The sequence below is a fragment of the Kribbella sp. NPDC004138 genome (assembly GCF_053603655.1).
Map to the genome: position 1 here is coordinate 76,568 of NZ_JBSGFZ010000025.1, position 26,852 is coordinate 103,419.

The following is a 26,852-nucleotide window of genomic DNA, read 5'->3' on the forward strand; positions in this document are numbered from 1 at the left end:
GGTGCTGCGCTAGAGCGTGGCGAGTTGATTTTCTTCCTGAAATAAGACCCTCAACTGTTGACTCTCGTCAAGATCTCGACATATTGATCGGATGACTTACAGCTCTCCTTGGAGGTCAGGATGAGAGGAACACCAACTCGGGCGCGCCGCTGGATCACCGCAACCTGTGCGGTGCTGGCGCTGACGGCCGTTGCCGCCTGTGGCGGCGGCAACGACGGCAGCGGCGGCAGCGGGTCCGGGTCGGCCGACAAGGCCGACCTGACCTGGCAGTTCTGGGTCGGCGGGACCGAGGACCAGGCCGCCTGGCAGAAGGTCGCCGACCAGGCGCACACCGACCACTCCGGCATCACCGTCAAGCTGCAGGGCACCGACTGGAACAACTACTGGTCGAAGATCGGCACCCTGCTGGCCAGCGGCAAGGCCCCCTGCATCATCGGCATGCAGTCGCTGCGCCTGGCGTCGTACGCGAACGCGATGCTGCCGCTCGACGATCTGATCAAGAAGTACAACCTGAAGCCCGAGGACTTCGACAAGCCGATCATGGACGGCCTGAAGGTGGACGGGAAGCAGATCGCGATCCCGTACGACTCCGGCCCGATGGTGATCTTCTACAACAAGGACCTGTTCAAGGCGGCCGGCGTACCGGACCCGAAGCCGGGCTGGACGATCGACGAGTTCAAGGCGGCCGCGAAGAAGCTGACGAGTGCTGGACGGACCGGCCTGGTGACGACGCCGTCCGACCTCGGGACGGCTTCCTGGGTACGCACGATCAGCGGCGCCGAACCGCTGGCGGACGGCAAGCTGAACCTCACCGACGCGAAGTTCGCCGACGGGTTCACGACCTGGGCGAACTTCGTCCGGACCGACAAGATCGCGCCGCAGGTGCCGTCCGGCAACAGCGACTTCGAGACCACGCAATTCGTCTCCGGCAAGTCGGCGATGCAGCTGAACGGTCCGTGGTCGCTGATCGACACGCTCGGTAAGGTCAAGTTCAACCTCGGGATCGCGCCGATCCCGGCCGGTGCGGACGGTTCCAAGACCTACACCGCGGGCTCCGGCTTCGGCATCTCCCGGTCCTGCAAGACGCCGGACGCCGCGTTCCAGGCGATCATGTCGATGACCAGCGACAAGCCGCTGACCACGCTGGCCGCCGCCGGCCGCGCGTACCCGGCCCGGACCGCGGCGCACCCGGCCTGGTTCACCGCCGCGAAGATCCCGGAGGCCAAGGAGGTCATCGAGTACGCGTCGGAGAACTCGGTCCCGCTGGTCACCTCCAAGAACTGGGTCCAGGTCAACGACCTGCTCACCCGGTTCGGCACCCAGGCGCTGAACGGTGAGATCCCGCCGGACCAGGCGCTGAAGACCATCCAGGACCAGGCGGGCGCTGGTTCCTGATGGTGACCCTCAACGACACCGTGGCCCCGACCGAGACTGTTCGGTCGGGGCGGCGGCCGGCGTTGCGGCGGGACGGGCGTTACGCGTCGGTCTTCCTGGCCCCGAGCCTGGCCGGACTGGCCCTGTTCACGTTGTTCCCGACCGCGATGGCGCTGGCGATCAGCCTGTTCGACTGGCCGGTGTTCGGCGAGCGCAAGTTCCTCGGGTTCGGGAACTACACGCACCTGTTCGGCGACCCGGTGTTCCGCCGGGTGGTGTTCAACACGGCGCTGTTCGTGGCGCTGTACGTGCCGCTGAACGTGGTCCTCTCGCTCGGGCTGGCGACCTGGCTCGGGCCGAAGATCAAGGGCCGGCAGGCGTTCCGGGTGCTGTTCTTCATCCCGGTGATGACGCCGATGGTCGCCAACGTGATGGTCTGGCGGCTGCTGTTCCAGCCCGGCGGCCTGCTCGACGCCGGTCTGAACAGCTGGTTCGGCATCGACGCGCCGAACTTCCTCGGCTCGTCGAGCTGGGCGATGCCGGCGATCGTGGCGATGTCGATCTGGCAGGGGTTCGGGTACAACTTCCTGGTCTTCTCGGCCGCCCTCGACCAGGTGCCGCAGTCGCAGCTGGAGTCGGCGCAGATCGACGGCGCCGGGCCGCTGCAGCGGTTCCGGTACGTGACCTGGCCGATGATCACGCCGTCGATCTTCTTCGCCACCACGATGACGCTGATCACCTCGTTCCAGGTGTTCGCGCAGCCGTTCATCCTCACCCAGGGCGGGCCGGGCGTGTCCACCCAGACGATCGTCATGTACGTCTACAACCAGGGCTGGCAGTTCCTCACCATGGGTCTGGCGTCGGCGGCCGGCTGGGTGCTGTTCGTGATCATCATGGGCATCACCGCGATCCAGTTCGTCGGCCAGCGGAAGTGGGTGAACTACGATGTCTGAGACTTCTGTCGCCGCCCGCCGCGTCCGCAGCGGCATCTCACATGTCTTGCTGATCATCGTCGCGATCGTCTTCCTCGGGCCGCTGGTGTACGCCGTCTCGACGTCGCTGAAGCCCGCGGACGAGGTGTTCACGCCGACGCCGCACCTGTTCGGGTCCGAGATCCGCTGGCAGAACTACGCCGACGCGTTCGAGTTCGCGCCGTTCGGCCGGTACTTCCTGAACAGCCTGTTCGTCGCGATCGCCGGCACGCTCGTCGTGGTGATCGCGTCGAGCATGTCGGCGTACGCCTTCGCGCGGCTGAAATTCAAGGGCCGGGAGCAACTGTTCGTGCTGTTCCTCGGGACCTTGATGGTGCCGCAGGAGGTGCTGATCGTGCCGATGTACTGGCTGATGCAGTCGCTCGGCTGGGTGGACAGCTACTGGGCGCTGATCCTGCCGTGGGCGTTCACCGCGTTCGGCACCTTCCTGCTGCGGCAGTTCTTCCTGACCGTCCCGGCCGAGCTGGAGGAGGCGGCCCGGGTGGACGGGTGCGGGCCGTTCGGCTCGTTCCTGCGGATCATGCTGCCGCTCGCGCGGCCGGCCATCGCCGTCCTGACCGTCTTCACGTTCATCAGCTTCTGGGGCAGCTTCCTGTGGCCGCTGATCATCGTCAACAGCGTCGCCGACAAGGGCACCGTCCCGCTCGGCCTGGCCCAGTTCATCGGCCAGCAGGGTACCCAGTGGAACCTGATGATGGCCGCGTCGGTGATGGCGATGATCCCGACCGTCCTGCTCGTCGTCCTGTTGCAGAAGCACCTCGTCCGCGGCCTGCTCGTGACCGGCCTCGGCGGACGTTGATCACTAAGGAGACAAAGAGATGACTGACACGCCTCCCGCGGCTTCGGTGGAGAAGTTCCGCGACTGGCGGTTCGGCCTGTTCGTCCACTGGGGCCTGTACTCGCTGCCGGCCCGGCACGAGTGGGTGAAGAACTACGAGCGGCTGACCGACGAGGACTACCAGCCGTACTTCGACCACTTCGAGCCGGACCTGTACGACCCCAGCAAGTGGGCCCGGGCCGCCCGCGAGGCCGGTATGCGGTACGCCGTCCTCACGACCAAGCACCACGAAGGCTTCTGTCTGTGGGACTCCGAGGTGTCGGACTACACGGTCGCGCACACCGCCTGGGGCAAGGACGCCGAGGACAACGACCTGGTCAAGCGGTTCGTCGAGGCGTGCCGGGCCGAAGGTCTCGGGGTCGGCTTCTACCACTCGCTGATCGACTGGCACCACCCGGAGTTCCCGATCGACCTGGTGCACCCGCAGCGCGACGACGAGGAAGCGATCGCGAAGGCGGCCGGGCGGGACGTCCAGGTGTACGCGGACTACCTGCACGCCCAGACCCGTGAGCTGCTGACCAATTACGGGCCGATCGACATCATGTGGTTCGACTTCTCCTACCCGGGCCGCACCTACCCGGACGGGCGGGACGGCCACGGCAAGGGCCGCGACGACTGGCGCTCCGAGGAACTGATGGCGATGGTCCGGGAGTTGCAGCCGGACATCCTGATCAACGACCGGCTGGACATCCCGGGCGACTTCGTGACGCCCGAGCAGTACCAGCCGGACGGGCCGATGCAGCGCGACGGCGTACCGGTGGTGTGGGAGGCCTGTCAGACGCTGAACGGCAGCTGGGGCTACGACCGGGACAACCTGGACTGGAAGTCGCCGGAGACGCTGGTGAAGATGCTCGTCGACTCGGTCTCCAAGGACGGCAACCTGCTGCTGAACGTGGGGCCGACCGGTCGCGGCGAGTTCGACCCGCGGGCGCTGGCGACGCTGGCCTCGATCGGTGAGTGGATGCGGCTGCACGAGCGGTCGATCCGCGGCGCGCGGCCGGCGGCGGAGTACTCCGCTCCCGTCGACTGCCGCTTCACGCAGAAGGGCGACCGGCTCTACCTGCACCTGTTCTCGTGGCCGATGGGGCACATCCACCTGAACGGTCTGGCCGGCAAGGTCAAGTACGCGCAACTGCTGAACGACGCGTCCGAGATCAAGCGGATCGTCAACGACCCGCACCAGCAGGCCCAGAACACCACGATGGGCGGGGTCTCGACCGAGACCCTGACGCTGAAGCTCCCCATCCAGAAGCCGAACGTGCTCGTCCCGGTGATCGAGCTGTTCCTCTAGACGATCGGTCCGCGGTCGACGCGCGGTCCGTCCGGTTTCCCCTCGCCGGACGGGCCGCTCGTCATGTCCTTGCTATTCGGCGGGGACCGGGCGGCCCGGCTGCTCGCCGCCGCGGGCGTCGAGGTAGTTGTTCTTCGGGACCATGACCTTGCGGCGGAACAGGCAGACCACGGTGCCGTCCTGCTTGTAGCCCTTGGTCTCGACGTAGACGACGCCGCGGTCGTCCTTGGACTTGGACTCCCACTTGTCGAGGACGACGGTCTCGCCGTAGATCGTGTCGCCGTGGAAGGTCGGGGCGACGTGCCGCAGCGACTCGATCTCCAGGTTCGCGATCGCCTTGCCGCTCACGTCCGGGACCGACATCCCGAGCAGGATCGAGTAGATATAGTTGCCGACCACAACGTTCTTGCCGAACTGCGTGGTCTCTTCCGCGTAGTTCGTGTCCAGATGCAGCGGATGGTGGTTCATCGTGAGCAGGCAGAACAGGTGATCGTCGTACTCGGTCACCGTCTTGCCCGGCCAGTGCTTGTAGACCGCACCGACCTCGAACTCCTCGTAACTGCGCCCGAACTGCATCGCGGTTCCTCCTCGGCTGCTGGAATCCCCATGCTGCCGGTCCGGGCGCATCCGGACCGTGGTCTGGCTCTCACCGGCGGGAGATTTAGGTCACCTCAGTCGGTGGGCCGCTGCGTCGTCTCCTGGACCGGCTGGTCCGCGTGGTTCGGCAGCAGCGGGTGCACCTCGCCCTTCAGCGCCAGCTTGGCCAGGTGGTTGCGGGCCTCCTCGGCGAACTTGAAGTCGCACAGCACGTCGTACGTCGTCGCCACCACCGCGGTCCGCGAGGTGAAGTCGCGGCGGCCGGCCGACTGCGCGTAGCTCAGGCCGCCGAACACCAACCCGAAGAAGGCGCCCAGCACCACACCGGTGAGCAGCGCCGCGAGCCAGTTGCCGGTCGTGAACAACCCCAGCAGCAGACCGACGAACAGACCGAACCAGGCGCCGCTGGCCAGGCCCGCGGTCAGCGCCCGGCCCCAGGTGAGCCGGCCGGTGATCTTCTCGACCTGACGGAGGTTGTTACCGACGATGGTCGTGTGCTCGACCGGGAACTTCTCGTCCGAGAGGTAGTCGACGGCTCGCTGTGCCTCCCGGTAGGTGTCGTACGTCCCGATCGTGAGGCCGGTCGGCCTGGGGTCCATCGAGGGCATGCCCTGCGTGGTCATCGTCGTTCCTCTCCACGTGCTTGCACCCCCCATCATTGCCGACGGCTGGTTACCACGTCTTGATAGCCTCGCCGGTGATGACCGGGCGACGATGGGACATGGGCGCGACACGCCGTGTCGGACGAGTCTTCGCCCGGCGTGGCGGCGGCGCCGGGCGTCCCCCGGACGACGTGATGACCGGCAAGCTCGAGGGTGCGCTGGTCGACTGGGGACTGTACCGCGACGGTGTCCGCGACCGGCGGGTCAATTCCTACACCGAGGCCCTGGACCGGGCACAGCGCGGACAGGGTTTCGTGTGGATCGGCCTGTTCCAGCCGACCGCCCATCAGCTCGCCATCATCGGCGCGGAGTTCGGCCTGCACCCGCTGGCCCTGGAGGACGCGTCCGAGGCGCATCAGCGTCCCAAGCTGGAGCGGTACGGCGAGACGCTGTTCGCGGTGTTCAAGACGGTCACGTACGTCCCGCACGGCGACCTGACCGCGACCAGCGAGGTGGTCGCGACCGGTGAGGTCATGGTGTTCTGCGGACCAGGCTTCGTGGTCACGGTCCGCCACGGTGAGCACAGCGAGCTGACCGGGCTGCGTCAGGATCTGGAGCAGGAGCCGCACCGGCTGGCCACCGGCCCAGGCGCCGTCCTGCACGCCATCGCGGACCACGTCGTGGACCGGTACCTGGAGGTCGCGGACGCCGTCCAGGCCGATATCGACCTGATCGAGACGTCGATGTTCACACCGCGAGGCTGGCGCAGCATCGACCGGGTGTACCAGCTGAAGCGCGAGGTGCTGGAGCTCAAACGGGCGGTGGCGCCGCTGACCGGCCCGATGCGCGCGCTCGCCACCCTGCGGCACCCGCTGATCGCCGAGGAGACCCGGAACTACTTCCGCGACGTCGACGACCATCTGCAGCGCGTGAAGGAGCAGGTGATCTCGTTCGACGAGCTGCTCAGCTCGATCCTGCAGGCGGGGCTCGCCCAGGTCCAGGTCGCCGAGAACGAGGACATGCGGCGGATCTCGGCGTGGGTCGCGATCCTGGCGGTGCCGACGATGATCGCCGGGATCTACGGGATGAACTTCGACTACATGCCGGAGTTGCGGCTCAAGTACGCGTACTTCGTGGTGCTCGGCGTGATGCTCGGCGCGTGTTTCGTGCTTTACCGGTTGTTCAAGCGGAACCACTGGCTCTGACCCCGGAGTTCGCTCCACCCCGGTCGGGTGAGTTGGCAACCTTTTGCCATGGCCGAAAGTCCTCCCGGATTGGAATGTTCAAACTGTTGTCCCGGGATCTGCTGCCTTGATTCAATTCCCGAATCGCATTCGGTCAGGAATTGATTACTTTCCGCGACCATTTGACGTTGGGACGGGAGGGGATCGCGGTGCTCCGGATTCACTTCACCCCACGCGACCTGACCCGGGTCACGGTCGCGACCACGCCGGCGCCGCTGTGGGAGGTGCTGCTGAGCCTGCACATGCTGCAGCACTCGGAGGGCCGGCTGATCTTCGAGGACTGGCGGCGGCACGTCCGGGCCACGGTCGCTCCGGACCAGATGCGGCTGCTGCTGGAGCTGACCCCGTCGAAGGGGTACTCCCCCGATTTCCTGACCCCGGCGGAGCCCGCACCGGACTTCGACGCCGCGCTGGAGCAGACGCTGGCGACGCCGCAGCAGCAGCTCCGCAGCCAGCTCGACCTGCTCGCGCAGTACCGGGCGCCGTCGCCCTGGACGCGTGAGCTGGCGCAAGGCGGCCGGGCGTCGCTGCAGAAGCTCGGCCGGGCCATCCGGACGTACCACGACGCGGCGATCAAGCCGTACTGGAAGTCGATCGGGACGCACGTGTCCGCCGACCACGCCCATCGCGGGGAGGCGCTGGCCCGGCACGGTGTGGACCGATTGTTGTCGTCCTTGCATCCGCGGGTCCGGTGGGTACCACCGGTGCTGCAGGTGCTGGACATGAACGACCGAGATCTGTATCTCGATGGCAGGGGAATCGAGTTGCAGCCTTCGGCGTTCTGCTGGCAGGTACCGACCAAGCTGCGGGACCCGGATCTCAAACCGATCCTGGTCTACCCCATTCAGCATGCGCCCGGGATCCTGCGGCAGACGTCGATGGAGCAGCTGCCGTCGAGTGACCCGCTGGCCGCGTTGCTGGGCTCGACCCGGGCCGCCGCGCTGGAGGCGGCCGTGAGCGGCTGTACGACGACCGAGCTGGCGAAGCGCTGCCGCATCTCCCCCGCGGCCGCCAGCCACCAGGCGACGGTCCTGCGGGAGGCCGGCCTGATCACCACCCGCCGCGACGGCGCGTCCGTCCGCCACGAGATCACCCAGCTGGGCATCTGGCTGCTGTCCGGTTACGGCTCCGGCCGGCCGCGTCCGCGGTCCCGCACCCCCGCCTAGCCCCCGCACCCTGCCCCATCGCGCGCTGGGCCGACCGGCACCGCCCCGCCTGTCGACCCAGCGCGCCGGGTCAGAGTTTGTAGTCCTCCAGCAGACGGCGGCCGATGATCATCCGCTGGATGTCGGCGGTGCCCTCGCCGATCAGCAGCATCGGGGCTTCGCGGTAGAGGCGTTCGATCTCGTACTCCTTGGAGAAGCCGTAGCCGCCGTGGATGCGGAACGAGTCCTCGACGACCTGCGCGCAGTACTCGCTGGCCAGGTACTTCGCGACGCCGGCCTCGAAATCGTTGCGGGACCCGCTGTCCTTCTTGCGCGCGGCCTTCACCATCAGCTCGTGCGCAGCCTCCACCTTGACGGCCATGTCGGCGAGCCGGAACAGCACGGCCTGGTGGTCGGCGATCTTCTTGCCGAACGTCTCGCGCTGCTGCGCGTACGCGATCCCGAGCTCGAACGCCCGCCGGGCCACACCGCAGCCGCGCGCGGCCACGTTCACCCGGCCGACCTCGACGCCGTCCATCATCTGGTAGAAGCCCTGGCCGGGTACGCCGCCGAGGATCTGGGCGCCGTCGATCGCGTACCCGTCGAACACCAGCTCGGTGGTGTCGACGCCCTTGTAGCCCATCTTCTCGATCTTGCCGGGCACCGTCAGGCCCTTGTCGACCTCGCCGAAGCCGGGCTCCTTCTCGACCAGGAACGTGGTCATGTTCTTGTAGACCGAGTCCGCGCCCTCGTCGGTCTTCACCAGCACCGCGACCAGGTTCGACGAGCCGCCGTTGGTCAGCCACATCTTCTGGCCGTTGATCACGTAGCCGTCGCCCGCGCGGGTGGCCTTGGTCTTGATCGCGGACACGTCCGAGCCGCAGCCCGGCTCGGACATCGAGAACGCGCCGCGGACCTCGCCGGTGGCCATCCGCGGCAGGTACTTCTGCTTCTGCTCGTCGGTCCCGTGCTGGAGCAGCATGTACGCGACGATGAAGTGCGTGTTGATGATGCCGGACACGCTCATCCAGCCGCGGGCGATCTCCTCGACGCACAGCGCGTACGTCAGCAGGGACTCGCCAAGGCCGCCGTACTCCTCGGGGATCATCAGCCCGAACAGGCCGAGCTCCTTGAGGCCCTCGACGATCTCGGTCGGGTACTCGTCGCGGTGCTCGAGCTCGGTGGCGACCGGGAGGATCTCGGCCTCGACGAAGGCCCGGACCGTCTTCAGGATCTCCTCCTGGACGTCGGTCAGCCCGTCGGTCTGCTGCAACCTGCTCATCGTGCGTCTCCTTCGGCCGGCTTACCCGCGAGTATCGCGGTTACCAGCATCCCGGCACGAGGGTGACACCCGCTGTGACACCGGCCACCCGGGAAAGGTCGCGTGCCTCACTCGCCGCCGCGGTCGGGGCGCGGGAGGGAGCGGCTGATGGTTTCGAACAGCGTGGCAATCTGCTGGGTCGCCTGCCAGCGGTGGCGTTGCTGGGCCTCGTACAGCGTGCGCCGCGCGGCGTAGAAGTGCTGCGCGGCGGACCCGGTGTCGCCCTGGTCGAGCGCCTGGGCTGCCTGGTCCAGGTCGTGCGCTGCCTCGCGCGGCGCCTTGCTGCGGCTGTTCTGCTGGGTCGCGCGCACCTGCGCGGCCAGCGTGCGCAGCTGCTGGATCAGGATCGCCTGCGGATTCTGCGTCTGCTTGGGCGTCGGCTTCTTCGTCGGCGTCGTCTTGGTAGGAGTGGGAGTCGTCGCCGTGGGCTGGGGCGTGGTCTTCGGAGCGGCCGTGGCCTTCTGCACCGGCGCGGACGGCGTACCGACGGCCTGTGCCTTCGGGGTGTCGTCAGTCACGCCCTCACGCAGCAGGAGCAGGCCGCTGATGGCTGCGAGCACCACCGCGGCGCCGATGCCGACCTTGGCGAGCGGGAAGGCGCGCTTGGGTGCACGGTGCGTGGTGGGCTCGTCTTCCCAGTGCCCGATGTCGAGCGGCTCCTCAGCCGGAGTCCCCGGCGTGAAGGCGAGCACCTGCGTGTTGGCCGGTTCGCTGAGCAGCGCAGCCACCTCGTCCGCGGAAGACGGGCGGTCGGCCGGGTTCTTGGCCAGCAGGTGCGTCACGAGGCCGGCCAGCTCGGCGGGCACGTCGGTGCGGGTGATCTGCGGCGGCGGTGCGTCGAGATGCTGCCGCATGACCGCGTCCGCGGTCGGGCCGGTGAACGGCGGCCGGCCGGTCAGCAGCTCGTGCAGCACGCAGCCGAACGCATACCAGTCGCTCGCCGGGGTGGCCTGCTCGCCGCGGATCTGCTCCGGCGACACGTACGACGCCGTACCGAGCAGGACGCCCAGCGCGGTCGTCTCGTTGCCGGCCCGCTTGGCGATGCCGAAGTCGGTCATCTTGAGCGTGCCGTCAGGGGCCAGCAGCAGGTTGGCGGGCTTCACGTCGCGGTGCACGATCCCGGCCGCGTGCGCCGCGTCCAGCGCGCGGGCGCCCTGGGTGGCGATGTTCGCGACCAGGCCGGCGGTCGGGAGTCCTGAAGTCCGCATCAGCTTGGCGAGGTCGGGGCCCTGGACGAGCTCCATCACCAGGAAGACGTGGTCGCCCTCGGTGCCGACGTCGTACGTCGCGACCACGTTCGGATGCGTCAATCGAGCGGCTGATTGAGCCTCGGCCCGGAACCGCTCGACCGCGTCCATCGGATCGCCGTCGAGGCTGCGCAGCAGTTTCACCGCCACCTGGCGGGCGAGGACCGTGTCCTCCGCCTGCCACACCTCACCCGCACCGCCCCTGCCCAGCAGGGTCAGCAACCGGTACCGACCTGCCAGTACCTTGCCGTTCAATACATACACCTTCCGCAGCGGACCGGATCACCTTAGGCGGGAAGTGCCGCAATGTACGAGTCCGGGCCGGAAAGCTTCAGAAAGCCCCCAGAAAGCTCTGCGGAGCGCGATCGAGGTATTACGGTGTGTCGCATGAAGCGATCGATTCCCGCCCTGATCGCGGCCGTGCTGGTCGCGACGACGCTGACGACCACAACTGCCGCCGCCGCGCCCAGCGCGCGTCCGGTGGCGAAATGCGAGTTCACCCCGACCCCGGAGAACCCGGCCGCCAAGCCGGTCCGGGTGCCGTCCCCGGTCGCCCGTGCGAAGGGCACGGTCGACGTGTACTTCGTGACGAACTACGGACCGTTCGTGGTCCGGATGGACCGCGCCAACGCGCCGTGCGGCGTCCACAACTTCGTGCACCTGGTGAAGAGCCGGTTCTACGACGCGACCCAGTGCTTCCGGCTGACGAACTCCGCCCGGCTGGGGGTCCTGCAGTGCGGTGACATCTACCGCCAGGAGGAAGGCGGGCCGGGGTACAAGTTCCCCGACGAGGTGACCGGCCAGGAGACGTACGAGCGCGGCACCGTTGCCTATGGCAACCAGGGACCGGGCACGAACGGCTCGGAGTTCTTCGTCGTGCACTCCTTCGCGCACATCGCGCCCAACTACACGGTGCTCGGGCACGTGATCGCCGGCATGTCCACGTTCGACCGGATGGTGGCCGCCGGGATCGCCGACCCCGACCAGGACGGCCCGCCGGCCAAGCCGATCCGGATCTACAAGGTCTGGGCCCGCTGAGGGGGAGGGTAATTCCGCGCCCGCGGCGCTAGCTTGTCGTTGTGGGCAACCGCGGTCGGCCGAGACACCCGGACGTGCTGACTCCCGCCGAGTGGCGGGTGGTCGACATGGTGCGCCACGGCCTGTCGAACCGCCAGATCGCGCAGCGCCGCGGGATCAGCGTGGACGCGGTCAAGTTCCACGTCGCGAACGCCCTGCAGAAGCTCGGCCTGGCTCGCCGGGCCGAGCTGCGAACTTGGCGCGGAGTGCCCTTCGACAGCGCGTTGCGAAGACAGGGAGGCCCGGACATGGTGCAGCTTGGCGAGATCGGGCAGATCGCCCGCCCGTGCAGCGACATCGGCAAGGCGGTCGAGTTCTACCGCGACGTACTGCGACTCCCGCACCTGTACACCTTCGGCGACCTGGCATTCTTCGACTGCGGCGGAACGCGGCTGTTCCTCAGCGTCGGCGAGGGCGAGGCGTCGACCCTGTACTTCCGGGTCGACGACATCAACGCGGCGTACGACGAACTCCGCGACCGCGGAGTGGTGTTCGAGAACGCCCCGCACCTGATCCACAAGCACGACAACGGGGTCGAGGAATGGATGGCGTTCTTCCCCGACCCCGACGGTCAATTGCTGGCGATCATGGCGCAGGTCTAGTCGGCCGGCGGGTGCCAGATGTCGGTTCGGGTGAGACCGGCGGCACGGCCCTTCGCGGAGATGACGAGGGCCATCTTGCGGCTGGCCTCGTCGATCATCTCGTCGCCCAGCATCACCGCGCCGCGGGCGCCGCCGGCGGCCGAGGTGTAGTGGTCGTAGGCGTCGAGGATGTTCTCGGCGTGGTCGTAGTCGTCCTGGCGCGGCGAGTAGACCTCGTTCGCGGCGGCGATCTGGTCGGGGTGCAGGACCCACTTGCCGTCGAAGCCGAGCGCGGCCGACCGGCCGGCCACCCGGCGGAAGCCGTCGACGTCCTTGATCTGCAGGTACGGCCCGTCGATCGCCTGCTTGCCGTGCGCGCGGGCGGCCATCAGGATCTGCATCAGGATGTAGTGGTACGCGTCGCCGACGTCGTACCCGGGCGGCTGCTCGCCGACCACCAGCGACTTCATGTTGATCGACGCCATGAAGTCCGCCGGGCCGAAGATGATCGTCTCGACCCGCGGCGACGCGGTCGCGATCGCGTTCACGTTGGTGAGGCCGAGCGCGTTCTCGATCTGCGCCTCGATGCCGATCCGGCCCGGCTCGTACCCGTGCACCTTCTCCAGCTGGGTGAGCAGCAGGTCGAGCGCGACCACCTGCTCGGCGGTCTGCACCTTCGGCAGCATGATGCAGTCCAGGTTCGCGCCGGCGCCGCCGACCACCTCGATCACGTCGGCGTACGTCCACTCGGTGGTCCAGTCGTTCACCCGGACGACGCGCAGCTTGGTGCCCCAGCCGCCCTCGTTCAGCGCGGCGACGATGTTCTTGCGGGCGTCCGGCTTGGCGAGCGGAGCGACCGAGTCCTCGAGGTCCAGGAACACCTGGTCGGCGTCCAGCCCCTTCGCCTTGGTCAGGAACCGCGGGTTCGACCCCGGCGTGGCCAGGCAGGACCGCCTGCTCCGTAAGACCTGCTCCGTCATCGCTCGACCTCCACTCGGTTACCCACCGGTCACCGGCAGCGTACGGCGTCGGCCGACGCTGTCCCGGTGACCCGGCTCACTTCCCTTCCGAGTGTGTCCCGATTCACCGTGGGACACTCGGACCTGTGAGCATCGAGGAGGCGGTCAGCGAGATCGCCGGCGTCATGAAGAAGGCGGGGCTCGTCTGGCTGGCGTGGGACGGGCGGCGACCGGCGCCGGCGTGGTTCGCAGCGGTCGACGGGCAGTACGTCGTACTGGCGGACTCGGCCGACGGCGCGGAGCAGCCCCTGCCCGGACTGGCGACAGCGGGCTCCGTTGAGGTCGTCGTACCGGCGAAGCCCGCCACCAACCGCCTGGCCAGCTGGCAGGCCACGGTGCGACGGCTCGAACCCGGGACCGAGGAGTGGACCGCGGCGGCGCAGGTGCTGCGCACGGAGCGCCTCAACGCGGCCGACCTGGACACCCAGCTGGAACGCTGGCGCAGCCAGGCAGACATTCTTGTCCTCGACCCGACCGGTGAGATCAGCGAGTCGGCGGGACGGTACGACGCGACGCCGCGGGCCGAGGCTCCGGTACCGACCAGAGCCACGACCCGCGGCAAGCCACCGACGACGTTGCACCGTCCGGTGCGGCGCCGTCCCAAACTGAGCTAGCGGACCCCGAAGGCGCGCTGCACCGTCTGGCTCACGCTGTTGCCCGCCGTGTCGCGCGCGGTCGCCCGCACGCTCACGTACTCGGCCGACGCAGGTGCATCCAGGCGCCCGCTCCAGCCCGACCCCGACCGCTGCAGCCGGACAGCTCGCCAGGTGGCGCCGTCGTCGTACGACACCTCCAGCGTCGCCGCACTGACCTTGCCGATGTCCACAGCACCGGGCAGGTGCGAGGCGGTCACCGCCAGGTCCGCGTGCCGCTTCGCCCGGCCGGACAGGTCTGTTGCGATCGAGTAGTCGAGCTGGAGCAGCGGGAGCGTCTCCAGGTTCGCGTAGTCGGCCTCGTCGGACGTGAAAGCCCACTCGGTGTGTGTAGTCGGCGAGTACGGCCGGTTCGGCAGGTCGCGCTTGGTGTCCACGACAAGCCGGTACGGCAGCGGCTCCGGGGCGACTTCGACCGTCAATATGTCAGCGCCCTCACCGAGCAGCGTGTCGCCCTGGTAGAACGCAGACGTGACCGGCGCGCCCACGTCGTACACGATGCCCTGGTGCGGACCTGAGTCGGCGTAGCCGGGCAGGGTGAAGACGCTCATCAGGTCGCCGACCCGTGACGGCGGCGTCGACAAGGCACTGTCGCTCAGCAGCCGTGGGCGCTGGATGCCGCTGAACCAGGTCTCCTTCGTCGTGCTGCCGGCGCGGTAGGACAACGACGAGCCCTGCTGGGACAGGTCCGGTACCGCGGCCATGCTGAGCCACTTCACCTGCGGCGACGCCGTGACCCAGGCAGTGTGATCACCCTGCGCAGGCACTGGTGTCGACGCCGCGCCTACTGCCCACGTCAGGTCGGCGGACAGGTCGAACCGGATGTCGAGTGCCTCGCCCGGCTTGGTGTCCCGGAAGGACTCGTCGATCCGCGCCAGATCACCTGCGGTCGGCCGGTAGCCGGGGTCCTTCGGTACCGCCCCGTCATGGTGCTGGACGAGGTCGTAGAGGTACTCCGGGTACGGGTGTGACACGAGCTTCAGCAGCTTGGGTTGGTGTGCCAGCAACTGCCGGCCCTGGTCGGTGTCGAGCGAAGCGACCGGGAGTGCCGGCGCTTCCTCCTGCGGGAGATCGGCCCACGCGTCCAGCGGGCCGTATCCGTCGTTCAGGATCAGCAGGAGCTTGGCGCCACCCTTCGCGGCAGCCGCTGCCTGCGCCGTCGGCGGTACGGCATCGTTGCGTTGGGCAACGACGATCTTGCCGCGGACGTTGTACTTCGCCGGGTCGGAGCCCACGTACACGACCGGGTCGTTGCCGACGCCCTCAGGCAGCTTCGGCGACCAGCTCTGGACCATGCTGCTGAAGGAGCCGACTGTCAGAGCGGGTTGCACCTGGCGCCAGCGCGTAGCGAACGTGTAGGACCCCTGCGTCACCTTGCGGCTCGGCGTGGCCCACAAAGAGTCGTAGATCCACCACTCCAGCTGATACGTGTCGACAAAGCGATGCAAGTCGCCGTAGCTGCGGTACTGGTCGAGCCGGACGTAGGAGTTGTCGCTAGGCAACGGCGTGACCGCCGCGACCTTGCGCAGGCCGGCCGCGTCGAACGTGACCGTCGTGTCCTGGGCGACATCGACCTCGGGCTGGCTGATGACGGCACGGCCGAGCGAGTGCGACCCGTCCAGGCCGCGGACGTCGGCGTACATCCATCCGGCGTACGTGCTCGGGCGGACGTCGACGTCGAGGCTTCCGTCCACCATGAACACCTGGGGTACGACGTCCCGCTTGATGTCCTTCAGTACGACGACGCCGGACAGCGGCGCGCCGTGCGGGTCCTGCGCGCGGAGCGACAACTTCACGCGCTGGCTCTGCTTGCTGACGCCGATCGAGGTGTGGGCGCGTACTGCTCCGGCCGCATCCGTTGCGGTGAGCATTGAGCTGTAACCGGCGTCATCGGCCGCGATGTCGAGGTGACTCACCACTCCGGCAGTCGCAGTTCCGTGGGCCGGGACAGTGATCTGCGGAGTCGTCAGCGTGAACAGACCGGCGGGGATGCCCTGGTTCTTGAGAGACAGGTTCAGCGTGACGGGCTCCGCGCCATTGTTGGTGTAGGTGACGTCTCGCTGCACCAGTCCGCTCGCCGGGTACGGCCACTTCACCGCGGCGAAGGCAGAGCCGGACGCGAACAACGTGCTGCGCACAGCCGCGGCCACGTCCAGCCGGCCGGTGCCTGCAGCGAACGGGCTGTACTGCACCGTGGTCTTGGTCGTACTGACCAGCGCGTCCTTCAACTGCTGCGCGGTCCAGTCAGGGTGAGCCTGCGCCAGCAACGCAGCCGCGCCGGCAACGTGCGGCGTGGCCATCGACGTACCGCTCATCGCGACGTACGACCCCTCACCTTCCGGCGAGTACTGCGAACGCGCAGCGAGTACGTCGACGCCCGGCGCGGTCAGGTCCGGCTTGAGGCCGCTGTCGCCGAGGCGCGGACCGCGGCTGGAGAACGAGGCCAGCCGGTCGGAGCCGTCGACCGCACCAACGGTCAGAGCCGCGTCCGCGGCACCCGGTGCCGAGACGCTGAACGGGTCCGGTCCCGAGTTGCCCGCGGCAATCACGAACAAGGCACCGGTCTCGGCGCTCAACGAGTTGACCGCCTGGCTCATCGGGTCGGTGCCGTCGGTCGGCCCGGAGCCGAGGCTCATGCTGATCACCTTGGCGTGCTGGTCGCGCGCAGCCCACTCCATGCCGGCGAGGATCCAGGAGTCCTGGCCGCCACCGTCATCGTCCAGGACCTTGCCGATGTGCAGCCCGGCGCCGGGCGCGACCCCCTGCTCCTTGCCGCCGGACGCCGCACCGGTTCCGGCGATCGTCGAGGCGACGTGGGTCCCGTGACCGTTCCGGTCGGTGACGTCCTTGCCAGGCACGAAGCTCTGCGAGGCGACGATCCGCCCGCCGAAGTCCGGGTGCGCGGCATCGATCCCGGTGTCGAGGACGGCGACGTCCACGCCCTGCCCGGTGTTGCCGTCCTGCCAAACCTCCGGCGCACCGATCTGCGCGGTCGTGTCGGACAGGGTCGCCCTGGACTTGCCGTCCAGCCAGACCTTCGCGAACCCGGTCCGCGCCGTCGCGCTCCCGCCGGTGAACGACGACCAGAACGACGCGGCCTGGTCGTGGTCGGCGGTGATGGCGGCGCCCTTGATGCTGGTCAGCGCACGGGTCTGGCGCGCACCTGCCGGCGGGACCTGCTTGCGTCCCGGGGCGTAGGACACGATCAGCGGCGTGCCGTCGCTGTGCGCGTCGTCGTACCCGTCGGCGAGAAGCTCGGTGACGTTGAAGAGGCGCTCGTCGAGGACACCGGACGCGAGATACGGCAGAGCGGCGTCCGGGTAGACGTACAGGTCGTTGCCGACGGCCATGATGTGCGCGCCGGCCGGGCCGCCGTTCGGCTTGCGCACGGTCGCGGTCGGACGGCCGGCGACGGTGGTCACACTGACCTTGTCACCGGTGATCAGCGTGACGGTGCGCGGCGGCGTACTGCCCGGGTGCGAACCGGTTGCGGGCTGCGCTGCCGGCTGAGCTGCGCCGGCCTGCGGCGTCGTGACGGCGGTCAGCGCCAGCACGGCCGCGCCGAGGGCGGTCAACCCACGGCGGAAGGACGTTGGGAGGGACACAGAAACTCCAAGCTCAGGGGATTCTCCGCATTACATGCGGCGCCCCAGCCCTGCTGCTACGGATCTGCCTGGCGCAAAGCGGTCACGACCAATCCGGCCAGGGACCTAGAGCCACCCGCGATCGCGTGCATGCCAGCCCAGCTGCAACCGGGAGCGGGAGTGGGTCTGCTCCATCAGCTGCTGGACCCGTCGGGCAACAGTGCGGCGACTGATGCCGAGGCGCGCACCGGCCGCGTCGTCGGTCAGGCCAGCGACCAGCAGCGACAGCAGGTGCCGGTCCTCGGCCGACATCGCCTCCTCGGCCTCCAGCTTGTCCGACTCCGTCACCGACAACGGACTGGCCCGATTCCACACGGTCTCGAAGAGCGCGACCAAAGCGTCCAAGAGGCTGCACGGATGCACCAGCAGCGCCGCGTCCTGAGCCGGTGTCGCCCAGTCCAGCGGCAGCAACGCCAGCTCCCGGTCCGCGATCGCCAGCTTGGTCGGCAGCTCGTCCGCGATCCGGGCCTGCTCCCCCGCCCGCACATGGCTGACCGCACTGGCCGCCAGCACCGCGTCGCCCAGCGCCGAGCTGTCGTAGACCACCCGGTAGGTCACACCGGCGCCCTGCCGGGCCAGCTGCGTACTGTTCACCTCCGCCGAGGCGACGTACGGCGGGGCGACCAGCTCACGCATCTCGTTCCGCGCGGTCCGCTGCACCCGGTCGAACGCCAGACCGACCGCCGTCTCGCCGCTGACGATCTCGATCAGCTCCTCGGTCCGCCGCGCGCCGCTCTGCCTGGTCGCCTCGGCCGCCAGCCGGTACGCCGCCTTGCGGATCCGGTCGAACTCCTCCTCCTGCCGCAGGATGAGCTGCTCCACGGCGAGCTCCGGGGGCACCGGCACGATCAGCTCGGCCGGCGGCGGCGTCCGGTGCACGAAACCCTCGCTGAGCAGTACGTCGACCGCGCGCTGGACCTCCTGCAGCGGCCGCCCGATACGTGCGGCCAGGTCCACCAAGGACGCCGCCCCCCGCCGGATCAGATCCAGGTACGTCGCCTCGTCATCGGAGCCGAGCCCGGTGGATCCCAGCATGCCGCCCCCACTTCGATTGTTTGCCCGAGAAACAAAGTCTACGAAGCGTCCTCAGCCGGGACCCGGCCTCTGCGGGTTAGCCTTCGGACATGAGCGGATCACCGTCGCGGGTCTACGTCGCTCGGCTGGCGGGGCTGCCGGTGTACGACCCCAACGGGGACCAGGTCGGCAAGGTCCGGGACATGGTGGCCATGATGCGTCAGGGCGACCAGCCGCCGCGCGTGCTCGGCCTGGTCGTCGAGGTGTTCACCCGGCGCCGGATCTTCCTGCCGATGACCCGGGTCACCTCGGTCGACGTCGGCCACGTGATCACCACCGGACTGCTCAACATGCGCCGCTTCGAGCAGCGCGCGACCGAGGTGCTCGTGCTCGGCGAGCTGCTCGACCGGACCGTCACCATCGCCGACACCGGCGCCACCGCGGTGGTGTTCGACATGGCCATGGAGCAGCGGCGGGCCCGGGACTGGATGCTGACCAAGGTGGCGGTCCGGGAGGGCTCCAAACGGTTCCGGCGCCGCGGGCAGACCCATGTGCTCGACTGGGGCGACGTCAGCGGGTTCACGCGCATCGAGGAGGGGCAGGGCGCGACGCACATCCTGGCCGCCTTCGAGTCGATGCGGCCCGCGGACCTGGCGGGCGTGCTGCACGACCTGTCCCCCAAGCGGCGCAAGGAGATCGCAGTCGCGCTGGACGACGAGCGGCTGGCCGACGTACTCGAGGAGCTGCCCGAGGACATCCAGGTCGAGATCCTCGACGGCCTGGACACCGAACGGGCGGCCGACGTGCTGGAGGAGATGTCCCCGGACGACGCGGCCGACCTGATCGCCGAGCTGCCGACCGAGACGGCCGAGCGCCTGCTGACGCTGATGGAGCCGGACGAGGCCGAGGACGTCCGGCGGCTGCTGACCTACGAGGAGCACACCGCCGGCGGTCTGATGACGTCGGAGCCGGTCATCCTGCCCGTGGACGCCACCGTGGCCGATGCGCTCGCCCGGGTCCGCAACGCCGAGCTGAGCCCCGCGCTCGCCGCGATGATCTACGTCTGCCGGCCGCCGCTCGAGACACCGACCGGACGGTTCATCGGGATCGGCCACATCCAGCGGCTGCTGCGCGAGCCGCCGTCGGAGCTGGTGTCGGCCGTCCTGGACACCGACCTGGACGGGCTGCGGCCCGACGACAGCCTGAACACGGTCAGCAAGTACCTCGCGACGTACAACCTGGTCGCCGCGCCGGTGCTCGACGACGAGGGCCGGCTGATCGGCGCGGTCACGGTCGACGACGTCCTCGACCACCTGCTGCCCGAGGACTGGCGTGAGCACGACCATCCCGACGAGCCCGACCGGGCCGAGCCGCAGGAGGTGGACCACGATGCCCCGTGACGACCGCAGCATGGACGAGCGCCGGATGTTCCGCGGCAGCACCCGGCTCGACGTGCCCCGGGACTGGCGGCGCACCTTCGTCCCGCGGCCGGCGTACGACGCCGACGCGTTCGGGCGGCTGTCCGAGCGGATCGCGCGGTTCCTCGGCACCGGGCAGTTCCTGGTCTACATGACCGCGACGATCCTGTTCTGGGTCGGCTGGAACATCTTCGCCCCGGCGAGCCTGCGCTTCGACGAGTACCCGTTCATCTTCCTCACGCTGGCGCTCAGCCTGCAGGCGTCGTACGCCGCCCCGCTGATCCTGCTCGCGCAGAACCGGCAGGAGGCCCGCGACCGGGTGCAGTACGAGCGGGACCGGGACGTGGACGCCCGGACCCGGGCAGACATGGAGTTCCTGGCCCGCGAGATGGCGTCGCTGCGGATGGCGGTCGGCGAGGTCGCCACCCGGGACTTCCTGCGCTCCGAGCTGCGCTCGCTGCTCGCCGACCTGGACACTCGCGAGGACGACCGGGTTTGACCCCGAGCTACGCTCACTATCAGGTGAGAAGAAGAAGGACATGGGGATGAAGACTCGATTCGCTCCTGATCGTGGGCTGTCCAGCCGGATGCTGATCACGGCCTTCCTGCTCGGACTGCTGTACGTCGGCTTCGTGGGGCTGCTGATCGCGCTGACCAAGAGCGCGGTGCTGGCGGTGGTGATCGCGGGCGGCGCGCTGTTCGCGCAGTACTGGTTCTCCGACCGGGTCGCGCTGTACGCGATGCACGGCCGGATCGTGACGCCCGAGGAGGCGCCGCAGCTGCACGGTGCGATCGACCGGCTGTGCGCGCTCGCCGACATGCCGAAACCGCGGGTCGCGATCGCCGACGTCGACCTGCCGAACGCGTTCGCCACCGGCCGCAACCCGAAGAACGCGGTGGTCTGCGTGACCACCGGCATCATGCGCCGGCTGGACGACGACGAGCTCGAGGGCGTGCTGTCGCACGAGCTCTCGCACGTCGCGCACCGTGACGTCGCGGTGATGACGATCGCGTCGTTCCTCGGCGTCCTGGCGGGCCTCATCACCCGCTTCGGCCTGTACGGCGGCCTCGGGCGGAACCGGGACCAGAACGCGGCCCTCGTCGTCCTGACGATCATCGCGGTGTCGGTCGTCGTCTACGCGATCTCGTTCCTACTCACCCGGGCGCTGTCGCGGTACCGCGAACTGGCCGCGGACCGGGCCGGGGCGATGCTCACCGGCAGACCGTCGACGCTGGCATCGGCGCTGACGAAGATCAGCGGGGACATCGCCCGGATCCCGTCCCGCGACCTGCGCCAGGCGCAGGCGTTCAACGCCTTCTTCTTCGCGCCGGCGCTGTCCGGCAAGAGCGTCTCGTCGCTGTTCTCGACGCACCCGCCGCTCGAGACCCGCCTCGACCGCCTCGGCGCCCTCTCCCGCGAGCTGGGCGAGCAAGCTTAGGGACCTACCCTCGACCTATGGGCCTTCTCGACATTCTGCTCGGGCGGAGCAAAGCCGTCCCGCCGAATCTCGACCAGCTGTTCTCGCTTCCGTCGGCCGCGATCACCCTGGAGACCGCGGCCGGCTACCGTCCGACGGGCAGCGGGTCGGTCTGCTTCAAGGCGGCCGAGGGCGGCGGGTTCACCGCGCTGCGCGAGGAGGTCGACAAGCTGCTCGCGCTGGACAACGCCAAGTTCTCCAGTACGACGGACTCGTACGGCTTCACCTGGCTGGTCCGGCAGACGGCTCCCGACGACCTGGAGACGCTGGTCACCGACCTGCACGCGGTCAACAGCTCCCTCGTCGACGCGGGCTTCGGCAACGCTCTGCTGTGCACGCTCGTCGCGTTCACCAACGGCAGCCAGTCGCTAGGCCTCGTCTACCTCTACAAACGCGGCTCCTGGTACCCATTCGTCCCGGTCGGCGCCGACCGCCGCGACAACGCCCAGGAGCTCCAGATCAAGTCGGTCGTGGGCGCGGATCTCAACTTCGAGCAGGACCTCTCCCGCTGGTTCCCGATCTACGGGGCGCCAGGGCTGTGAAGTGAGCATCACACGGACCGCGGTCGGGTGGAGTGGGGCGAGCACGTAGCCTTGGGGCATGGCTCCCACTGCTGATCAGGTGACCACGGCGCTCGGTGGTGTGCTGGACCCGGAGATCAAGAAACCGATCACGGATCTGGGCATGGTCGAGTCCGTCGTCGTGCGTGAGGACGGCGTGGTCGCGGTCCGCATCCTGCTGACCGTCGCCGGCTGTCCGATGAAGGACACGCTGCGCCGCGACGTCACCGCCGCGGTGCGCAAACTCGACGGCGTCACCGGCGTCGAGATCGACCTCGGCGTGATGTCGGCCGAGCAGCGTGCGGCCCTGCAGACCCAGTTGCGCGGCGGCGTGGCCGAGAAGGAGATCCCGTTCTCCCGGCCCGACTCGCTGACCAAGGTGTTCGCGATCGCGTCCGGCAAGGGCGGCGTGGGCAAGTCGTCGGTGACGGTGAACCTGGCGGTCGCGATGGCACGGCAGGGCCTGTCGGTCGGTGTGCTCGACGCGGACATCTACGGCCACTCGGTGCCGGCCATGTTCGGCGTCGCCGACGAGCGGCCGACCGCTGTCGACGACATGATCATGCCGGTGCCCGCGCACGGCGTGAAGGTGATCTCGATCGGCATGCTGAAGCCGAAGCGCGACCAGGTGGTCGCCTGGCGCGGCCCGATCCTGGACCGCGCGCTGGTGCAGATGCTCGCGGACGTGTACTGGGGCGACCTCGACGTCCTGCTCCTCGACCTGCCGCCGGGCACCGGCGACATCGCGATCTCGGTCGGTCAGCGGCTCACCAGCGCCGAGGTGATCGTCGTGACGACCCCGCAGGAGGCCGCCGCGGAGGTGGCCGAGCGGGCCGGCACGATGGCGCAGATGGTGCACCAGCGGGTGGCCGGCGTGGTCGAGAACATGTCGTACCTGCCCTGCCCGCACTGCGGTCCCGAGCACCGCATCGAGATCTTCGGCACCGGCGGCGGTACGCGGGTCGCGGAGACCCTGTCCGCCCGTCTCGGCTACCAGATCCCGCTGCTCGGCGAGATCCCGCTGGACGAGCGGCTCCGCTCCGGCGGCGACCTCGGTCAGCCGCTCACGGCCGCGGACCCGGACACCCCTGCCGCGCAGATGCTCGACAAGATCGCGCAGACGCTCGGCGGCAAGCCGCGCGGTCTCCTCGGGCGCCAGTTGGGCCTGTCCCCCGCCGGCCGCTGACAGCAGCCGGCAAGGTGTTCCACCCGGTGCTGGAGACGGCACGGCTGCGGTTGCGCAGGTGGCGTGACGACGAACTCGAACGGATCGCCACCGCTCGCACCAACGCGGCGACCGCGCTGTTCCTGCCGTTCATCCCGCAGCCCTTCACTGTCGAGGACGCGCGCTTCTGGCTGAAGGACATGGCCGAGCAGGCGTCCGCCGGGACGCGGTTCAACTGGTGCGTGGCGGACGCGGGCACCGATCAGGGGCTCGGCAACCTCACGCTGTTCGGCATCCACACCCGCGGCGAGGTCCGCGATGCCGAGGTGGGGTTCTGGATGCACCCCGAGGCGCAGGGCCGCGGTGTGATGAGCGAGGCGGTCCAGGCCGTCGCCCGGTGGTACTTCGCCGCGGCGGACGACGGCGGCTTCGGCGGCCGGCGGCTGTTCATCCGTACGGCGGCCACGAACGCGGCGGCCCGGCGTACCGCCGAGAAGGCCGGATTCCGGCACGTCGGCACCGAGCGGGCCGCGTTCCAGATCGCCACCCGCGTCGACGACAAGGTCACCTACGACCTACTGATCACCGACTGACCAGATCGGGCGCAACGGCGCCAGACCTTCCTCGACGTACTCCGCGACGGAGCGCACGCCGCCGTCGAGGTACCACTGCTCCAACGCCGAGAAGTACCCGAAAACAAGGGCGTTCGCGGCGACCCGCGCCTGGGTCTCGGTGAAGCGTCCGCCGGCCATCAGCGGGGCGATGCGCTGGCTCGCGCGGTCCAGCGACGCGCAGAACGCCGTCCGCACCGACGGCTCTTTGAAGAAGTAGCGGATCCGCCGCCACGGGGCCGGCTCGCCGTCGGCCGGGACCGCCTCGTAGTCGCGGACGATCCGGGTCATCGTGCCGACCGGGTCCCCCGGGTCGAACAGCTCGGCCAGTGCCTCCTCGCTCATCGTGTCGAACTCGTCGGCGACGAGCAGGCCCTCCTTGGTGCCGAAGTAGCGGTAGACCGACGACGGCGACACCTCGGCCGCGGCGGCGATCTCCTCGATCGTCACCGCGCCGAAGCCGCGCTCGTCGAACAGGTCGAGCGCACGCTCCTGGATCGTCCGCCGCGCCTTCTCGCGCCAGCGCGCCCGTAGACCGGTCATGCCTCGACCCTAAGAGACAGTCCCACGCTTCAGCAAGTCACTGTCTAAAGCTCTTGACCACCACGAACCGCCGTTCGTACAGTCACTTGCATGAGACAGTCACTTTCAGAAAGCCGCACAGCGCTGCTCGCCGTCGGGCTCTCGCTGGTGCTCGCCGTCGTCGCGATCGTGGATCAGTCAGGCGGTCGCAGCCTGTTCGACCACGCCGCGTCCGTCTATGCGCCGTACGGCAAGACGATCACGTCCGGGACGGTCTACGGCGTGGTGTACGCCGTAGCCGTCGTCAACGCGCTGATCTGGCTGGCGGTGCTCGCCGTCGCGCGCAGGCCGCGACCGGTCGTGATCGGGGTCGCCGTGCTCGCGGTCCTGCTCACGCTCGGCGCCGGGCTGACCCTGCTGTTCGTCACCGAGTACGGCGTACACCCGTTCCCGCCACTGTGGGGAGTCCTGGCACTCCTGCCCGTGCTCGCCGGAGCCGTTGTGTTGCTCCGGCGCAGGTAGGTCAGGTCGACTCGGGGTCGAACGGCGGCTTGGCCCCGGCCGGGAGGCGCGGCGGCGTGGTGTCGGTGAAGTCGGTGCTCACGGACTTCACCTCGTCCTCGATCGGGTCGAGGAGGTGCTTGCGGACGAAGTTCTTCGGGTTCAGGTCCTGCAGCTCGAGGTCGGCGTACTCCGGGCCGAGCTCGCTGCGCAGGTCGTTCTGCGCGTTGGTGACCATCTGACGGACCTGCCGCAGCAGCCGTCCCGCCGTCCGCGCGAACTCCGGCAGCCGATCCGGTCCGAAGACGAGCACGGCGACGATCGCGATCACGACCAGTTCGAGTGGCCCGATGCCGAACATGCCCGCACCTCACTTCTGTACATCGCTTCGGACGCCGACAAGGGTAACCCGACTCCGGTCACGGGACTTCAGCCGATCTGCTGGGCGAGAGTGAGCGTAACCGTCCGGGACCGTCCGCCGCGTTCGTACGCGAGCCGCACGGCCTCTCCCGGCTGGTGGGTACGGATCGCGACGATCAGCACCTCGGCGCTGTTCACCGGGTCGTTGTTGACCGCGGTGATCACGTCACCGACCCGCAGACCGGCCCGCGCGGCCGGCGAACTCGGGCTGACCGCGCTGACCCGGCCGCCGCCCTCGAACGTCATGTCCACACTGGCCCCGATCACCGGGTACGACGCCTTGCCGGTCGCGATCAGCTGCTGGGCCGTCCGCCGGGCCTGGTCGATCGGGATCGCGAACCCGAGCCCGATGCTCCCGCTCTGCCCCTCCTCGGAGCCGCGCACGGTGGCGATCGCGGAGTTCACCCCGATCACCCGCGCGTTCATGTCGACCAGCGGGCCGCCGGAGTTGCCCGGGTTGATCGCGGCGTCGGTCTGCAGCGCACTGATGTACGACGAGGCCTGTCCGGTGTCGTCGCCGGTGGTCACCGGGCGGTTCTTCGCCGAGATGATGCCGGACGTGACGGTGCCGGCCAGCCCGAGCGGCGAGCCGATCGCGACCACGTCCTGCCCGACGACCGCCTGGTCCGACCGGCCGAACTTCACCGACGGCGCGGTCAGGCCGGCTACCTGGACGACCGCCAGGTCGTACGCCGGGGAGCGGCCGACGAGCCGCGCGGTCGCGGTCTTGTTGTCGTTCGTGACGACCTGGATCGAGCCGCCGGTGGCCGCGGCCGCGACGACGTGGTTGTTGGTCAGGATGTGGCCGACGTTGTCGATCACGAACCCGGATCCGGTGGCGTCGGAGTTGTCCGAGCCCTGGACCTTCAGCTGCACGACGCTCGGCAGCAGGGTCGAGGCGACCGCGGACACCGAGCCGGTGCGGATCTTGGGGTCGGCCCCGGTGCCGACGGGCGGATCGGGCTGCTGCGCGATCGGGGTGCTGTTGCCGCTCAGAGCGACCACGGCCGTCGCCGCACCGGCTCCGGCGAGGACACCGATGACGAGAGCGACGAGCGCAGCGATCGTGACGACCCGGTTCACCTTCTGCGGCTCCGACGCGTACGAACGGGCCTGCTGCTGGTGCCAGTCGGCCGGTGGCGGCGGCACGTACGCCGGCCGGTACTGCGGCTGCTCGGTCGGCCAGGCCTGCCCCGGGTAGACCGGACGGAAGCTCTGCTGCGGCTCAGGACGCCCGAAGCTGCGCTGCGTGGTTGAGCGGCCACCGTTGGTCTGACGGTAGGCCGCGTCCGAACCCGGCGTGCGCAGCGGCATCGCGCCCGCGCCGGGCGCCGGCGGGGCCAGTGCGGTCAGCGGCGGACCAGCCGACTGCCCGTTCCCGTTCGCGCTCGGCGCGGCCTCGGCGGGCCCGTTCGCGGCAGGCGCGGCGGGCAGCTCCGCGGTGGGATCCGCGGTCGCCGGGTTCGGAACTGTCGGCTCGGCGTCGTCGCTGGTCACGGTGCCCCGCCTCACATCGTCGTGGTCGTCGGTGGAGCCCC

At 69.2% G+C, this 26,852-nt stretch carries 26 protein-coding genes; 16 read left to right on the forward strand and 10 right to left on the reverse strand.

The window, feature by feature from the left end; all coding sequences use genetic code 11:
• Positions 1-120: 120 nt before the first annotated feature.
• Genes ACWEOO_RS31230 through ACWEOO_RS31245 form a run of 4 tightly spaced genes read left to right on the forward strand, consistent with a single transcriptional unit; the run spans position 121 to position 4,495 of the window.
• Positions 121-1,395: an ABC transporter substrate-binding protein gene (locus tag ACWEOO_RS31230; RefSeq protein ID WP_452146087.1), complete on the forward strand. Its 1,275-nt coding sequence runs from the start codon at positions 121-123 to the stop codon at positions 1,393-1,395.
• Positions 1,395-2,327 carry a carbohydrate ABC transporter permease gene (locus ACWEOO_RS31235; protein WP_452146088.1) on the forward strand — a complete coding sequence of 311 codons (933 nt, stop codon included), beginning with the start codon at positions 1,395-1,397 and terminating at the stop codon, positions 2,325-2,327. Before ACWEOO_RS31230 ends, ACWEOO_RS31235 begins: the two co-directional genes overlap by 1 nt.
• Positions 2,320-3,165, forward strand: a complete 846-nt coding sequence (locus ACWEOO_RS31240; protein ID WP_452146089.1) for a carbohydrate ABC transporter permease — start codon at positions 2,320-2,322, stop codon at positions 3,163-3,165. Before ACWEOO_RS31235 ends, ACWEOO_RS31240 begins: the two co-directional genes overlap by 8 nt.
• Before the next feature lie 19 nt (positions 3,166-3,184).
• Positions 3,185-4,495 (forward strand): alpha-L-fucosidase, encoded by a 1,311-nt coding sequence (locus ACWEOO_RS31245; RefSeq protein ID WP_452146090.1) that lies wholly within the window; start codon positions 3,185-3,187, stop codon positions 4,493-4,495.
• Positions 4,496-4,567: 72 nt separating this feature from the next.
• Here the strand turns inward: ACWEOO_RS31245 and ACWEOO_RS31250 are convergent, their stop codons facing one another.
• A complete protein-coding gene (locus tag ACWEOO_RS31250; RefSeq protein WP_452146091.1) occupies positions 4,568-5,071 on the reverse strand; it encodes a MaoC family dehydratase in 504 nt (167 codons plus the stop codon).
• Positions 5,072-5,166: 95 nt separating this feature from the next.
• Positions 5,167-5,715 (reverse strand): general stress protein, encoded by a 549-nt coding sequence (locus ACWEOO_RS31255; protein ID WP_359925927.1) that lies wholly within the window; start codon positions 5,713-5,715, stop codon positions 5,167-5,169.
• A gap of 77 nt (positions 5,716-5,792) precedes the next feature.
• Between ACWEOO_RS31255 and ACWEOO_RS31260 the strand changes: the two genes are divergently transcribed.
• On the forward strand, positions 5,793-6,899 hold the full coding sequence (locus tag ACWEOO_RS31260) for a magnesium and cobalt transport protein CorA (RefSeq protein WP_452146092.1): 1,107 nt from the start codon (positions 5,793-5,795) through the stop codon (positions 6,897-6,899).
• 167 nt (positions 6,900-7,066) lie between these two features.
• Positions 7,067-8,104: an ArsR/SmtB family transcription factor gene (locus ACWEOO_RS31265; protein WP_359925933.1), complete on the forward strand. Its 1,038-nt coding sequence runs from the start codon at positions 7,067-7,069 to the stop codon at positions 8,102-8,104.
• A gap of 70 nt (positions 8,105-8,174) precedes the next feature.
• Here the strand turns inward: ACWEOO_RS31265 and ACWEOO_RS31270 are convergent, their stop codons facing one another.
• Positions 8,175-9,365 (reverse strand): acyl-CoA dehydrogenase family protein, encoded by a 1,191-nt coding sequence (locus ACWEOO_RS31270; protein WP_452146093.1) that lies wholly within the window; start codon positions 9,363-9,365, stop codon positions 8,175-8,177.
• A gap of 107 nt (positions 9,366-9,472) precedes the next feature.
• Positions 9,473-10,906, reverse strand: coding sequence for a serine/threonine-protein kinase (locus ACWEOO_RS31275; RefSeq protein WP_452146094.1), 1,434 nt, complete (start codon positions 10,904-10,906; stop codon positions 9,473-9,475).
• 132 nt (positions 10,907-11,038) lie between these two features.
• Here ACWEOO_RS31275 and ACWEOO_RS31280 point away from each other — a divergent pair, with 132 nt between their 5' ends.
• A complete protein-coding gene (locus ACWEOO_RS31280; RefSeq protein ID WP_359925941.1) occupies positions 11,039-11,689 on the forward strand; it encodes a peptidylprolyl isomerase in 651 nt (216 codons plus the stop codon).
• A gap of 41 nt (positions 11,690-11,730) precedes the next feature.
• Entirely contained in the window at positions 11,731-12,330 is a 600-nt protein-coding gene (locus ACWEOO_RS31285) for a LuxR C-terminal-related transcriptional regulator (RefSeq protein ID WP_359925944.1), read from the forward strand.
• Here ACWEOO_RS31285 and ACWEOO_RS31290 read toward each other — a convergent pair.
• Positions 12,327-13,289, reverse strand: coding sequence for an HpcH/HpaI aldolase/citrate lyase family protein (locus tag ACWEOO_RS31290; protein WP_359925947.1), 963 nt, complete (start codon positions 13,287-13,289; stop codon positions 12,327-12,329). The genes ACWEOO_RS31285 and ACWEOO_RS31290 overlap by 4 nt on opposite strands.
• Positions 13,290-13,414: 125 nt before the next feature.
• Here ACWEOO_RS31290 and ACWEOO_RS31295 point away from each other — a divergent pair, with 125 nt between their 5' ends.
• Entirely contained in the window at positions 13,415-13,942 is a 528-nt protein-coding gene (locus ACWEOO_RS31295) for a hypothetical protein (protein ID WP_363717239.1), read from the forward strand.
• On the opposite strand, the gene ACWEOO_RS31300 is transcribed toward ACWEOO_RS31295, so the two are convergent.
• The gene (locus ACWEOO_RS31300; protein ID WP_452146095.1) at positions 13,939-17,586 is read right to left on the reverse strand and encodes a S8 family serine peptidase; all 3,648 of its coding nucleotides are present in this window, start codon (positions 17,584-17,586) and stop codon (positions 13,939-13,941) included. The genes ACWEOO_RS31295 and ACWEOO_RS31300 overlap by 4 nt on opposite strands.
• A 105-nt stretch (positions 17,587-17,691) precedes the next feature.
• A complete protein-coding gene (locus ACWEOO_RS31305) occupies positions 17,692-18,660 on the reverse strand; it encodes a helix-turn-helix domain-containing protein (RefSeq protein WP_359925964.1) in 969 nt (322 codons plus the stop codon).
• 89 nt (positions 18,661-18,749) lie between these two features.
• Between ACWEOO_RS31305 and ACWEOO_RS31310 the strand changes: the two genes are divergently transcribed.
• From ACWEOO_RS31310 to ACWEOO_RS31335, 6 genes are read left to right on the forward strand one after another with little or no spacing between them, the layout of a single operon-like run.
• A complete protein-coding gene (locus tag ACWEOO_RS31310; protein ID WP_452146096.1) occupies positions 18,750-20,039 on the forward strand; it encodes a magnesium transporter MgtE N-terminal domain-containing protein in 1,290 nt (429 codons plus the stop codon).
• Positions 20,029-20,556 (forward strand): DUF1003 domain-containing protein, encoded by a 528-nt coding sequence (locus ACWEOO_RS31315; RefSeq protein ID WP_359925970.1) that lies wholly within the window; start codon positions 20,029-20,031, stop codon positions 20,554-20,556. The genes ACWEOO_RS31310 and ACWEOO_RS31315 overlap by 11 nt, the downstream gene beginning before the upstream one ends.
• A 46-nt stretch (positions 20,557-20,602) precedes the next feature.
• Complete coding sequence (gene htpX, locus ACWEOO_RS31320; protein ID WP_359925973.1) at positions 20,603-21,496, forward strand: zinc metalloprotease HtpX; 894 nt, start codon at positions 20,603-20,605, stop codon at positions 21,494-21,496.
• Positions 21,497-21,513: 17 nt separating this feature from the next.
• Positions 21,514-22,077, forward strand: a complete 564-nt coding sequence (pspAB, locus tag ACWEOO_RS31325) for a PspA-associated protein PspAB (RefSeq protein ID WP_355700280.1) — start codon at positions 21,514-21,516, stop codon at positions 22,075-22,077.
• Between the two features lie 58 nt (positions 22,078-22,135).
• The gene (locus ACWEOO_RS31330) at positions 22,136-23,281 is read left to right on the forward strand and encodes an Mrp/NBP35 family ATP-binding protein (RefSeq protein WP_359925977.1); all 1,146 of its coding nucleotides are present in this window, start codon (positions 22,136-22,138) and stop codon (positions 23,279-23,281) included.
• 26 nt (positions 23,282-23,307) lie between these two features.
• A complete protein-coding gene (locus tag ACWEOO_RS31335) occupies positions 23,308-23,853 on the forward strand; it encodes a GNAT family N-acetyltransferase (RefSeq protein WP_452146097.1) in 546 nt (181 codons plus the stop codon).
• Here the strand turns inward: ACWEOO_RS31335 and ACWEOO_RS31340 are convergent.
• The gene (locus ACWEOO_RS31340) at positions 23,836-24,414 is read right to left on the reverse strand and encodes a TetR/AcrR family transcriptional regulator (RefSeq protein WP_452146098.1); all 579 of its coding nucleotides are present in this window, start codon (positions 24,412-24,414) and stop codon (positions 23,836-23,838) included. The genes ACWEOO_RS31335 and ACWEOO_RS31340 overlap by 18 nt on opposite strands.
• Positions 24,415-24,504: 90 nt before the next feature.
• Between ACWEOO_RS31340 and ACWEOO_RS31345 the strand changes: the two genes are divergently transcribed.
• Positions 24,505-24,915, forward strand: coding sequence for a hypothetical protein (locus tag ACWEOO_RS31345; protein WP_452146099.1), 411 nt, complete (start codon positions 24,505-24,507; stop codon positions 24,913-24,915).
• 1 nt (position 24,916) lies between these two features.
• On the opposite strand, the gene ACWEOO_RS31350 is transcribed toward ACWEOO_RS31345, so the two are convergent.
• Together ACWEOO_RS31350 and ACWEOO_RS31355 are read right to left on the reverse strand one after the other, a co-directional pair.
• A complete protein-coding gene (locus tag ACWEOO_RS31350; RefSeq protein ID WP_359925987.1) occupies positions 24,917-25,255 on the reverse strand; it encodes a sec-independent translocase in 339 nt (112 codons plus the stop codon).
• Between the two features lie 68 nt (positions 25,256-25,323).
• Entirely contained in the window at positions 25,324-26,811 is a 1,488-nt protein-coding gene (locus ACWEOO_RS31355) for a S1C family serine protease (protein ID WP_452146100.1), read from the reverse strand.
• Between the last annotated feature and the right edge of the window lie 41 nt (positions 26,812-26,852).